General features: G+C 39.5%; 4 protein-coding genes. All 4 read right to left on the reverse strand.

Going from position 1 to position 14,764, the window contains the following annotated elements:
* Window positions 1-400 precede the first annotated feature (400 nt).
* Entirely contained in the window at window positions 401-2,707 is a 2,307-nt protein-coding gene (locus tag R8G66_19565; protein ID MDW3194586.1) for an FtsX-like permease family protein, read from the reverse strand.
* Between the two features lie 189 nt (window positions 2,708-2,896).
* A complete protein-coding gene (locus R8G66_19570; protein ID MDW3194587.1) occupies window positions 2,897-3,871 on the reverse strand; it encodes a phosphotransferase in 975 nt (324 codons plus the stop codon).
* Window positions 3,872-3,948: 77 nt separating this feature from the next.
* On the reverse strand, window positions 3,949-10,434 hold the full coding sequence (locus R8G66_19575; GenBank protein ID MDW3194588.1) for an amino acid adenylation domain-containing protein: 6,486 nt from the start codon (window positions 10,432-10,434) through the stop codon (window positions 3,949-3,951).
* Window positions 10,435-10,569: 135 nt separating this feature from the next.
* Window positions 10,570-13,689 (reverse strand): amino acid adenylation domain-containing protein, encoded by a 3,120-nt coding sequence (locus R8G66_19580; GenBank protein ID MDW3194589.1) that lies wholly within the window; start codon window positions 13,687-13,689, stop codon window positions 10,570-10,572.
* Between the last annotated feature and the right edge of the window lie 1,075 nt (window positions 13,690-14,764).

Genomic DNA, 14,764 nt, shown 5'->3' on the forward strand with positions numbered 1-14,764 from the left:
ATGGAGGAAATACCCTGATTATTGGTAGCGTTGAAGTAAACGATATAGAACGCTTTTAGAATAGTGAAGTCACTAGCGAATGACTAGTTGGAATGGCATCATAGCCACAATTAGTGCATTGGCAGATCCTTTCAGGCAGACCATTGCAGTAATGAATAGATACACATTTCTCACAGAAAGCACCATCCTGCCATTTGAGGATGGCAGGGTGGTTGCAATAGTTTTTAAGCGTTCAAGAGCTGTTGTGACTCAAAAGCGTAAGGCGCTCGTATTTTTTTCAAATCTCCGTACTTGAAACAACGAATTAGATGTTCGTTACCGGTGAGTTATAAAATACTCAATTCATGAAGTACTTAATTCTATAAGCCTTTTTCAGTACGCGATGAATTTCATGCTTGAATCAATCCTCTTTTAAACTGTCCACCGGATTAATTTCTGATGTCTTGAGCATATGAAACCCAATGGTTAACCAGGTGATTGCGAGGACCATTGCACCGGGTCCGACAAAATATTGCCAGTTTAAAGCAATTCTGAAAGCAAAACCATCAAGCCAATTATTTGTTAACATGTAACTTATCGGCAAACCAATTACCACAGCGATCAGTGCTGTTTTGGTAAAGTCTTTGGATAAGAGATAAATGATGCTCCAGTTACTACTTCCAAGTATTTTTCTAATACTGATTTCTTTAATTCTTCTTTCAGCGGTAAAAGCTGCCAGAGCAAACAAACCAAGACATGAAATAAGAATTGCCAATCCCGTAAAGTAATAAGACAGAGTTGCAATTCTTCGTTCCGCGACATACTGTGCTTCATAACTCTGATCTAAAAACTTGTAGTTCATAGCATACCCGGGATTTTGGTCCATATAGAATTCCTCAATCGCTTCAATCGTTCGATACTCCTTGCCACCTTCAATCTTAACCATCACTCTATCAGTCCTGTCAGGCCATAGCATAAAAACCAGCGGCTTAATGTTTTCATGGAACGATTCGAAGTGAAAGTTCTTAGCCACACCAATAATTTGGCGATCATTAAACCCCCATCCTTTTATCGTCTTGCCAATCGGATCTGACAATCCCATATAATCTATGGCCGTTTCATTAAATATCAGGTTTTTCCAATCCAAGCCGAATTCTCTGGAGAAAGTCCTTCCTTCTAGGAGTTCTATATCGAGCATCTTAATCATATCATGATTAATACAGACAACCTCAAACTCAGTTTTGTCTTCGGGATCTTTTCCTTCCCAGGTCAATCCACCCGCTCCCCATACATGGCCAGCCATATTGTGTCTCATACTAGAGGCACTAATTACTCCCGGTATATTTTTCACCTCAGAGATAAAAGTTTCCAGGTTTTCACTATCAAGCAACTTACCTTCCCGTTTCATCCAGACAATATTGTCTCTGTTAAAACCTAAGTCCTTTTTCCTGGTAAATTCAATTTGCTTGTATACCACCAAAACAAAAACAATCAAAATCATTGAGATCATGAACTGAAAGATTACCAGTCCTTTTCGCACCCATATTTGACCGCCTTTCTTCAATTTCCCCTTTAGTACCTCGGCAGGCCTGAAGCCAGAAAGATACAAGGCAGGATAACTTCCCGCCATTAGTCCGGTAAAAAGCGTAATTCCAATGATTACGGATATAAGCTTTACATCAACACTAAATGAAAGTTCCTTCCCCATGATCTCGTTGAATTGCGGAAGAAATAACAAAACAAATAAGACTGCCAAAATCACTGAGAACAGGGTAATTAAGACGGACTCACTCAGGTATTGAAAAATCAGTGCATTTCTGGTCGCACCTAAAGACTTTTTTATTCCTACCTCTTTTGCTCTCTTTGACGCCCTCGCAGTAGATAAGCTCATGAAGTTAATACAGGCAATAGCCACAATAAATACGGCGATAATGGAAAACAATTTCACATATTCTATCCGTCCTCCGGCCTCTACTCCATCTTCATATCTGCCGTACAAATACTTATCGGAATATCGTTTGATAAATGGAGTCCGATTTGTCGACTTATTTTCAGTTTTAGTTAAGATGTAATGTTTAATCTTATCGTTAAACTGTTCAACACTGGATCCTGGTTTTAAGATGAGGTATGCAAAACTGCCCGTGTTTCTCCAAGACAATACATCAGGATGCATTTCTTCATATAAATCATAGGACAAAGCAAAATCCAGCTTTTCTGTGGCGTTACTCGGAAGGGTCTCAAAAATTCCCGAAATCGAAAAAAATTTCTCGTGCTGGAACTCAATGGTTTTTCCCAGGATATTTTCGGTTGTACCGAATAACTTCTCGGCTAATTCCTCAGAAATAACGATTGAATTCTTGTCTGATAACGCCTGCGACCTACTTCCGTGAATGAAGGGGTGGGTAAAAACCTTGAAATAGTCCTGACTTACGTAATGTCCGTCAGCCTGTATGTTTTTTTCATCAAGTGACAGGTAAGCATCTTCAATTTGTTCTCCCGTAGTTGTTGCAAATTCTACTTCGGGCATTTCTGATAATAATGCATCAGCCATCGGTCCTGCAGTGGCATTGATCGTCCTAACGCCATAGCTCTGAACCATATGCTCCATGACCTGATAGAGCTGATCCTCTTTATCGTAAAACTTGTCTACCGACAGTTCGTCATTTACCCAAAAGTATATCAGTAGAGCACAGGCTAAACCAGAAGAAAGCCCCGCTAAATTGATCAAAAAAGAACCTTTATGACGTTTATAGTTTTTGAGTATAAATAATAGATTGAATTTAAGCATAGCTATATCCTGGCCTTAATTAAGATATTAATGAGTATAAATATTATTCAAGATACTGTATTTATAATTCCATATCAAATGGATTGGTCAAGCATCTGTACACCACCAAATTAAAGAGGTTTATGTCACTCAAAACCATCTTTTTTCTATGGTCCGTAAAAAATTGATTCTTTCACCAATGTAATGATCACCTAACGAGCCTTTTCCGGAACTGAAGGTGCCGAATATCTGCAGCCCCATTCGCCAAATATCCCGGATGATCATATAGTCTGCTGCTAGTTCCAGTTCATCGTCAGACAAGGTACGTATGGAATTGTATCCCTTAAGATATTGCTCCCAAATATCCCTGTTTCCTCTACCTTTATTTAGCAAAATACTCCATCGGAAAACCGAAACCTCATATGCTCGTCTGCCAAACCCACAACAATCAAAATCAAAAAAAATAAGGTCCCCGGAGAATTTATGGGCATTCCATCCATGAAGATCTCCATGACAAAATCCATAATCCACCGTATCAGAAGGTATCTTATTGATATTCTCTAAGGACTTAATACACAACGTGTTAATATAATTCCAATCATCAGGACGCTCATCCAGAAATTGTTCAATTGCTTTTAAAGGTTCAGTGATCAAATGAGTATCATCCAATTTAAATCTGTCGTGATTCGATGAGAACCCTTCTGACAAAGCATGTAATTCAGCAACACGCTCGCCATACAAAAAAGCATCGCTATTATCCTTGTAAGTCAAAACATCACCTTTAGCAAAACTCATTAGTACCGCATATCTTGTCCCTTCGGGAGCATTTAGCGCAGTAATGAATTCACCATCTCGCCGCTTGATAGGATAGGAAACCTTAGCCCCCCTATTGTGTAAATAATTCAGCGCATCGAGTTCAAAATTTATTTGTGCCTCTGTCCTCCAGTCTTTTTTGTAAACCCGAAGTATATAGTTCTCTTCCTGTGAGGTTATTTTATAGGTGTCGTTGAAACCCCTATACCAAAATTCACACTTTACAACTCTGTCAACATCGTAACTTGGCATGACTTTTTCAACCAGATCGTCGACCGACAATGATGAGTATGTTGCATTAATATTTAACATTAGAACTTACTTGTACCTCAGTCTGTATTTGATGAATATGCTACTTTGATGAGCATGCTATCGTTAAAAGGACTCTTTCAAAATAAAGAGTCTAATTCTTCCTGGTCTAAGCCAGCCATTTCGAAATCGGAAGGTGTAAAGTAAATATCGTCCTCTTTCTTAATGTGAGCTAGTACTTCGGATAAGTGATGAAAAAATGAATCGACCAGCCTCTCAATGGTTAAATGCTTATAAGCTTTGCTGTTATAAAACAATTCCAGCATAAATACTCCATCCATTACCATGCAGTTCCATTCCATCTTTGTAGTGGCGTGATTCACTTCATCGATTTCCATGCCTGTAATTTGTGGGTCATACCTAAACAAATCATTATTCAGCTCATCACCTAGTTGCCCCAGGTAATTAAAACGTATTTCCGATCTTAAGCCATTTGCGGTTTCGGCTGGGCTATTTTGGAAAGTCTTAATTCCATAACCCATTCCATGGTCAGTCACTTTTCTTAATTGTTCTTTAACTGCCTTGATATGCTCACCCAATGATTTTCCCTCCATTTCCAATAGAACCGGGTACATCGAGGTAAACCAACCCAGGGTGCGAGAAACATCGATTTCGTCGAGGTGTCTTCCATGGCTTTCTTGTTCTATAACAAACTGCTTTCCACCGGTCCACTCGTTTAAGGTCAATACGAGGGCAGTATTAAGGAGCATCGGAACATTGGTACCATAGGTTTTATGAGCCTTTTGTACCAAAAAGCCAGTTTGATCTTTATCTAAACTTCGAGTGAGTCTCTTGATATTTCTTACCCTCCAATCATTTGTATTGAAATCCTGAGGGATTTTGAAGTCTATTGATTCTAAGCCTTTCCAGTATCGTTCTTCTTCAAAGGTGAATTGATATGATCCAAATCCCTCAAACCAATCTTTTAGTGATGCTGTTTTGGTAGATGAGTAAGGATCACTACCTGACTCCAACCCCTTGTAAACCTCGTACAGGTCAGTCGTTAAAATACGCCATGAAACACCATCCATTATCAAATGATGGGCTGTAATAAACAGTTTACTCTCATTACTTTTTTGACGAATAACAACGGCTTTTAAAAGTAAGTCATGGTGAATATCTAATGAACTGCGAACGGCTTGACAGGCATCAATCAACTCAGATGAATTGGATAGCTCAATACTGTCAATATTGAAATCTTTATTCAGGTGTCGCTCGTTGTAGAACAGGACTTTTTTCACAGGATCATAATTGATCCGTAATTCATCATGACGTTCAAGTAAATTTGTAAAGGCTTGTTCAAGTAGTTTGATATCTACTGTATCATCAAGATCCAGTAGCAAAGACTGGTTAAAGAAATGAGGATTCTCAAAGTTTTGAGCAAGAAACCATGAAATGATAGGTGATAGCCCTACTTCTCCCTTAATTGTCCCCTGCTCGTACTTACTATCGCCTTCCACTCTTTTCACATAAGGCGAAACCATGCGGATCGTTTGGTAAGTAAGTATGTCTTTGGCTTCTACATTGATCCCTTTTTCATATAGTCTGGATGAGATCTGTACCGCTTTGATAGAATCCCCACCCAATTCGAAAAAATTATGAGAAACAGATAAACCCTCTCCATCCAAAATATCTGCCCAGACCTGTAGCGAGATCGATTCTATTTCATTCTCAGGGACCAAAGTCTCGCCAGTCTCCGGATTACTGTCAGGTTCTGGCAGCGCATCAACATCTACCTTCCCATTTTTTGTTAGCGGGATCTCTGATAATGGAATAAAATGCGCGGGGATCATGTAGTGAGGTAACAGATTGGCCAAATAACCTCTTAAAGTACCTTCTTCTAAAAGTCTGTTACTGTTGTCAACACTCTTATAATAAGCGCAAAGTGTTTTATTGTCCTTCTTACCCTTTTTCAATACTGCTAGCGCTTCGCTTACCCCCTCGAAGTTTTTCAGATGATAGGCTATCTCCGACAATTCTACCCGGTATCCATTGATTTTGACTTGCTCGTCGGAACGCCTTACAAATTCAAGCTCTCCCGAAGGCAGTCGTTTGCAGATATCACCCGTTTTATACATCCTCTGCCCATTTATAAAACTACTGGGTAGGAATTTTTTATTAGTCAGTGCTTCATTGAATAGGTATCCCCTCGCCAAACAGTCTCCTGAAATGTATAATTCTCCATAAACTCTTTCAGGGACTGGCTTCATCAATTCATCAAGAAGATATATCTGAGTATTACTTATTGGTGTCCCAATCGGTACTGTAACCGAGTCGTCTTTGGGATCAAATCGATGGATCATACAGCCAACCGTTGCTTCCGTAGGACCATATTCATTGTAGATTTCGATATCCCCCTGGAAAGCATGGTATATGTCTTTAGCCAGTTGGGTCTCCAAAGCTTCTCCACCGACAATAAATCTTTTAATATTGGACCTGGCAACCAACTTCGAAAGATCATTTTCTTTGAATAGCCTTAAATGTGAAGGAGTAAGTTTGATGACATTCACTTTGTTATCATCAACTACTTGATTTAATACCAGGCTATCTGTTTCCCCATAAATCACAATTTTGTTCCCTGTAATCAAAGGAATGAAAATTGATGTAATGGTTAGGTCAAAAGAGACAGAGGTGTATAATGGGAAACTCGCTTCCTGGCCATTGGTATATGTTTTCGCCGCCCAGTAAATGTAGTTGACCAGCGATTGATGCTCAATCATGACTCCTTTAGGGCCACCAGTCGTACCCGAAGTATAAATCACATAAGCCAGGTCTGCTGGCATATTACCATTTTCAACAGCCGCGTGTGAATCAAGAACCAGGTCAAGTGTGTTGATGTTGATGACTGCTCGATCAAGATCATCAGATGCATTCAACCAATCAGTAGTAATCGGCTCGTATTGATTTGTTGACAAGACAATGTTACATTGACTATCGTCAAGAATATATTGGATTCGTTCTTCCGGCAAATCACCTGCAATAGGTAAAAAGGCACCACCAGCCTTCAAAATTCCCAGGATACTGGTGATAAAATCAGGTGATCGATCTAACAGAACAGCGACAAACGTGTTCGACTTTACTCCCTTTTCTCTTAGAATCGCCGCCAATCTATCAGCTCTTTCACCAAGCTGCTGATAAGTAATGGCTTCCTCATTATACTCAACGGCTATGGCACACCCTGCATTGCTAACTTGTTCATCAAACAGTTGGTGGATTGCCTGGTCCATAGGGTATGCACTATGGGTATTATTGAACTTCCTGATATATGCATCATATTCCTCATCGGTAGCACTACAGAAGCCAGATACTTTCCCTGTCGGATCATCAAGCACTTCTTTTACCAACTGGACAAAATTCGTAGCCATTCCTTGAATGGTTGCCTCCTTGAATAACCGGGTCGAATATTCAAAGGCATATGTTAAGTCATTGCCATCATCAAGGATTTCCAGGGACAAATCAAATTTGGAAAATCCCGGATCGAAACCATGCCAGGAAACAGCAAACTCTTCACCATTTGTTTTGGGAAGTCCCATGTTTTGATAATTAAACATGGTGTCGAAGATTGGATTCCTACTGATGTCTCTTTGTTTGCTGATCTTTTCAACAACATATTCAAATGGATAATCCCGATGGTTGTGAGCATCGGAAATATTGCTTTTCTCAGCTTCCAACAATTCAAGAAAAGATGCTGCTTTATTGATATGCGTTCTGATGGCCAGGTTATTGACGAACATACCTTGCATATCCAGAACATCGGGGTGTCTCCGTCCAGCTACCGGTATCCCTACAATGAGGTCAATCTGACCGGAATATTTTGAGAGCAGTAGATTGTATAAAGTAAAGATCAATACATGAAGCGTACATCCATTCTCTTTAGCCAGACCTCTGAGTCTTTCGTTGGTCTCTTCATCAAAGCTGAATTGAATTTTTCCTCCTTCACCACTAAAGACCACCGGACGCGGAAAATCAGTGGGGAGTTCCAATACTGGTAATACTTGTCCCAAATGATTCAACCAATAATCTTCCTGAATGCTCAATTTGTGAGGATCCAGTTTTTCCTTCTCCCAACCACAATAGTCCTGGAACTGGATAGAAAGTGATGGCAATATATCGCCATTATAAAGTTGGAAAAGCTCATTTACAAAGTTGTAAACAGAGATTCCATCAGATATAATGTGGTGAAAATCTAAAAACAGCGAACTAAGTCCATTTTCCATTTCGATCAGCGCTATTCTAAACAATGGCGTCTTTTCCAGATCGAATGGTTGTACTAAACTTTTAAGCACTTCATTTAGAAGCGCTGAGCTACTTTTTTTACAATTAAGTGTGAAATCAACAGTAGCCATCGGATTAACTCTCAATCGTGGCTCACTGGTCATTTCAAAAGACATCCTTAACGTGTCATGTCTTTTGATCAATTGATTTAAACAAGCTTCCAGTTTGCCAATAGCAATTTCTCCCTTAATTGAGAGGGCAATTGGCACATTATAAGCAACTGAGGATTTGTCCGATTTCCAGGCGAAGTATAGCCTTTTTTGAGCGGACGATAGCGGATATGTTTCAGATTCCGCAACTTTAGTAATCGGTCGGTATGCTTCTTTGTCAAGGGTTATTACCTCACTGGCCAATTCACGGATCGTTGCGTTTTCAAATAAAACCTGGGTAGGTAGTTCAACCTGCAACTCTTTTAGGATCATCATGCCCACTTCCGCTGCTTTCAAAGAATTACCACCTACTTCCAAAAACTTGTCAGTAACGCTTATGGTGTCAATGCCAAGGGCTTTTTTCCATATACCCACCAATTTCTGTTCTGTATCATTTTCAGGACGGACCATGGGCCTCAAGTTATGCTCTGATCCCTGAATCAACGCTTGCAGCTGCTGCTCAATTTCCCTAAAATCACCATTCTTAAAACGATCGGTAATTTTAAATCTTTGAATTTTCCCACTGGTTGTTTTTGGTATTTCATTAACCGGTATAATATGATCCAGTTCAATACCTGTCTGTGCATTGATGTGTGATTTGAGAGATAAAGCAATGGGAATGAATTTTTCCAGGCGCTCTCTAAAAAACACAAAGGCAATAGTCTCTTCCTTTTGAGTATCGTTATTGAAAAGACCACTTACAATTATTTTATTTAATTCGATGCCATCCACTGCCTCGGCTACCCGTTCAATATCGTGTGGATAGAAATTCTGTCCATTAACAAAAAAGATGTCTTTGGCTCGTCCTGTAATGTAGAGCCTTCCCTCTCTTATAAATCCCAGGTCACCTGTATTCAACCATCCATCTTGATCAATGCAGTTGCGTGTTTCAATTGTATTATTATAATAGCCAGATGTGACATTGATACCTTTTATCTGGATAGAACCGATCGTGTCGGTATCTAAAGGTTCATTGGAAGCGTCGGCAATTCTTAGCGAGCAATCATTAACTGGTACTCCAACATTTACAAACCCAACCGAATCATTTGTAACGTCTGAAATAGATATGGTATCCCCAAAGTTCAATTTGTTTCTGTCCACATGACATGACGTAACTTCAGCTTCCAGATTTGAAATAGTCACGGCCAGGGTAGCTTCAGCTAAACCATAAACCGGGCACATCGCTGTTCTTTTTAAACCAAACTTTGACATGCTGTCCAGAAAAAGATGGCATAAATTTTCTGATATGGGCTCAGCTCCATTATACAGCACCCTTACAGCGGATAAATCCCAATTGGATCCAGATAGATTACAAAACTTTAAGACATAATTATAGCCAAAGTTGGGCGAGCACAAAATGGTCACTCCATATTGGCTCGCTTTGTCCAACCAAAGTGCCGGTCTTCGGATAAATGTATTAGTCGGAATCAAGTACTGTTGTATCCCGCTGAAAAGAGGGTTTAAATGGAAACCTATCAATCCCATATCATGGGTCAATGGCATCCAGCTAAGCATAGAATCTTCCGAACAATACTTCGCAGCCGTACTGATGGCATTCATATTGGAAAGAAGGTTCTCATGGGTTAGCATCACACCCTTTGGACCACCTGTTGAACCGGAGGAGAATTGAATGAAAGCAATGTCATCTTTTCTAGCCTGGAAAATGTTTCCCTTGTGCTGAGAAACGTTCATCTCTTCCAGTATGATCGTACGATCCCTCATCTTAAGATAAGGATCATCTAAATTTTCACGATGAGCAAATTGCCCAACGCCATCCATACCCTTGCTATCAATGATAAGATATGGATGATTCAAAACTTGCCAGATGTTAAAAAGCTTGCGCTTATGGTCATTATTCTTACCAACACTCAACGGCACGGGAATGATACCTCCAAGAATGCAGGCCCAAAACATGACAATGAATGTTCTATTGTCATTAACTTGGAAAACCAATTCGTCTTTAGGCTTTAAGCCGCTATCCTGAAGAAAAGATAACGCATTCAAAGCCGCCTCATATAATTCCTTATAAGAGAGAAACTTCTCGTCATCACTCTTTTCGATAAAAGTGATACCGACTTTACTTAAGTCTTTTCTCTCTTCCAGAATCTGGATTAAGGTGCCTTTTGTTGGGTTGGGTTGCAAAATTTCCCGTATTAAATCACAATAAGTTTATGGTGTACCCTGCTTAACAATGGGTAACGGCTACTAGTATGAGGTAAGATGTAGGTCTCAACAGGCATTGTCCGATGGACCATTCCACGCTACCAGATGATTCATTCAACTTTCAGAAAGCGCATTAGCATTTTGATCAAAGACCTGAGCTGTTTTTGCGGTACGATGGATAAGATCCGATAATGATTCTACGGTAGGATGTGTAAAGACACTCTTAAGATCTATCCTGGTATTAAATTCCTTATGTATGCGAGATGTTAACTGTGTAGCCTTTAAAGAATGACCTCCCAATTCAAAGAAATTATCTTTCGCGCCTACAATATCTCTACCTAATATTTCCTGCCACAAGTTTGCCAATTTCCTTGCAGTTTCATTTTGCGGGGCTGTATATTCCTGAACAATACCCGATTCTCTATTGCCAATTTCAACCAGTGCCTTTCTATCCGTTTTACCGTTTAGGGTTTGTGGAAAGCTTTCTACAAAAACATAGCCGGAGGGCATCATATAATCCGGAAGTTCCTCCTTCAGATGGCTATGTAACAATGGTACCAATCTGCGATTAAGCTTGCTCTTTATTGGATCACTGCTATAAGCCTCCAACAGGCTATCAGAAAATTCTCTTTCTATTGCCTTAAAGTATATACGGCTCAAATCCGGAGCGTCATGATGTTCCGCCTTTTTCCTGAACAATAGGTCATAACCACCTTCGTGATTATTGTTTTCGCAAAAAACTTTTGTCTCATAAGAGAGCGCAGCAGCCAGGTCCAGAAGATCATCCAACTTCATAGCATCCTCTGAAAGATGATTTGTCGCCTTCAATTCAGTCACGGTCAACTGCGTTTCTTCATTTTGCAACAAGGTATAGACTTGCCTTTCGCGGAGCAGTCGATGATTCGGAATGCTCTTCAAACCAATTATCTCGGTCTCTCTTTCCATTAGCAAGGTCTCTAAAAAAGGAAGTGGCTCATTTTCTTTTTGCCAGTTTATCCAATTGACCTCTTCAGGAACTTCTATAGATGGTCCTACATGAATGATCACCTGATAACGGAATTTGGACAGCTCATTGTCGTGCTTACTCGTTTTCGGTAGTATTTCTACATGACTGATCTTAGGGTAGCGTTGTTTTAAATGAATGAAGAACCCAGGATCCAATAATAATTCACTTTCCTTAATGATATTTTCTTGAATTTTCTGGCTCAACTCTTGCCTGGTAGTTGTATCCTCCGCCTGATAAAGCTGCACAGAAGTCTGAAATAACGGGTATAAGGAAAAACTTCTTACATCGCCGACAAATATGATTCCACCCGGTTGAATCAAATCGATGGCTCTTCCTAATACTGTTTCCAGGTAATCGATGCCAGGAAAGTATTGAATAACGGAGTTGAGGATAATTGTATCAATGTTTTTATCCTCCAAAAATTCATATTCATTAGCAGCTCCTTGAAACAGTTCTACTTGTTTCCACTTATCCGAGTCTTTTTCAATTTGTTGCTTGATATAATCTATGGCAGACATTGAAATGTCAGAGCCAATAAATTGTGTGCAATGTGGCGCTATTTCAAATAGCATCAACCCTGTACCACAACCTATTTCAAATACATTCTTCGGGTTGTAAGACCGTACTAAGTCAACAGCTTCATTGATAAAACCTCTCATTTCATCTTCCGGGATTGCCCGTCCCGTATAGCTGCTGTTCCAGCCGGAAGTGTTAAAAAGCAGGTCATGATTGGCATGCGACCCTTTATAAGCATCGTCCCATACTTTACCCCATCCAGAAACTTGCTCCTGATCAATTTCCTTATGTATTTCAGTAATGTTGTTGTCAACAAAATTTGTTTCCGGAACTATGTAGGCTGTGAGATTTGTCTCTCCAGTATGGTCCTGCTGCTGAATGAGGACTACTTTCTGAACTAACTCATACCTGGATATAACAGATTCTATTTCTCCTAATTCTACCCGATGCCCCCTGATTTTGACCTGTTCATCATTACGGCCGATAAAGGCAATACTTCCATCTTCCAACCATTTTCCCAAATCACCCGTCTTATACAATCGCTTTCCCTCTTCAAATGGGTTGGTGATGAATCTTTCCTTTGTTAACTCATCTCTATTCAGATAGCCTTTAGCTAGCCCGTCTCCACCGATGTATATTTCCCCAACAACTTCCTGTGGAACTAATTTCTGAGTATCATCTAATATATAAACACTTGTATTTGCAATCGGCTTACCTATACATGACAGATCTGATTCACTAGCTATATACTTAACGGTCGACCAGATGGTAGTTTCAGTTGGACCGTACATATTCCATAGCGAACCGGAGCGATCTAGCAATTTCTTTCCAAGTGCCATAGGTAATCGTTCCCCACCGCATAAAATCTTTAAATTTTTATTGCCCAACCACCCATTTTCGATCAGCATGCTCCAAAAACTCGGAGTAGCTTGCATGATTGTTGGTGATGCTGATGCTATAAGCTGCTCCAATAATACCGGTTCCCTGACCTGGTCCTGGCTTGCAATTACCACACTAGCTCCTGTTACTAATGGTAAAAACAACTCCAACACCGATATATCAAAATTACAAGTTGTGATGGCCAGCAATTTGTCGTTCTTATCCATGCCCGGTTCCCTTGCCATGCTTGTCATGAAGTTTACCACGGATTTATGAACAACTTGAATCCCCTTTGGGCGGCCTGTAGAGCCTGAAGTATAAATTACATAGATCAAATCATGAGTGGTGTTAATTTTTGCAGGATTAGCGTCAGAATATTGCCCTAATGATCCACTGATCTGATCTATGTAGATGGTAGAAGTTGACAGTCGATCTACTTGTTCTTTCTGAGCCTTCTCAGAAAGAATAAGTTTTAATCCACTGTCTTCAATAATATAATTTAATCGCTTGGTTGGATACTCTGGGTCAAGCGGTACATATGCGGCACCCGCCTTTAGGACTCCCAGCAGATTTATTAGGAGTGTTGCTGACCGACCTAGCATTACTCCTACTAATGTATTTTGATTTATCTCTTTTTGATTTCTCAGGAAATGAGCTATTCGATTACTTTTTTCATTTACCTCCCTATAGGTGAATTGATCGTCTTGATAGACTAATGCGATACTTTCTGGTGCATGTTCAACCTGTGCCTCAAATAAGTCAACTATCGTCTTGTCCGAAGGATAAGGTAAAGTATCACCATTAAATTCTTTCAGGATTTCTTTAGTGTTCATTTCAGGTCATTACTGTCCAGGAAAAATGCGAGGTTTAACGAAACGACTTGCATCGGTTACAAATTCATTCGAGTAAACAAAGGGAGATTTCTCTCTAAAAGGAGTATACAAAAGCCTAATTAACTAGTAGGTAATGTTTACTGTGAGTGACTGTTCTAAAGCAAAAATGTAAGAACGGGGTAAAGGAACTTCCAGGCATTTTTCACGATCACTCTGGGTCTAAGTTTTTATTTTAATGGAAGTAAGACTTCTTCCAAATTATTCTGTGTCGAAACTTTTTCTCTTACTTGGATATGGTGTAAATGGAGTTCTACCTTCTTGTAAAATTATTTATCAGGGTAATTAACCAACATTCCTATAGAAGTAAGAATACAGCTTCGCCACTTGGCTACCATGGTTTTGGGGCCATCTTATTTTCTCATGTTGCTCTAACAAAAGCTGGAAATTCTTTCGCCGGCAGAGACAATCGAATCACAAGTCTATAAAAAAAACAATTATACCACTAAATAATTTTAAAAAAACTTAATCCGTTATTAACATTGGTAATTTCCAATATTATTTTCAATCAACTTTATCCGTTATTAACGTATTAATTTCAATTTGCGAATTTATAGATAGGTTAAAATCAGCGACAACTAAGTTTCACTCTTATACTGACCTATCTACACATTAGTTTTCCATAAGAATACTGAGTTTAGGGGTAATTGCATGTTTACCAGCTAATACATAACTCGCCCAGCATATATTGTATTTCATCAATGGTGACGAATTAATCAAGAATTGAATTAAAACTGTGTTTAAATGGTCTTCATTGTCAGAAGCAGAATCACAAGTCCATATATATATCACCCGCCTTCAGAAGTCAATGCTCACTATCGTCGTATTTTTTTCGATGGGCCCTTAGCTTGTAGGAGAGCCAGCTGAAAATAAAATATCCAACTGAAATGTATAGAAACAAAAAACCCACCCTGGAAAACCAGGATGGGAAAAATAATGTAGTCCGTAGGGGAATCGAACCCCTCCTCATTTAATTCTCAAAAACTACTTAAAAACAGCTATTTGAGCTATTTTTTGC

Source organism: Cytophagales bacterium (assembly GCA_033344775.1).
In the GTDB taxonomy this organism is placed as follows: domain Bacteria; phylum Bacteroidota; class Bacteroidia; order Cytophagales; family Cyclobacteriaceae; genus JAWPMT01.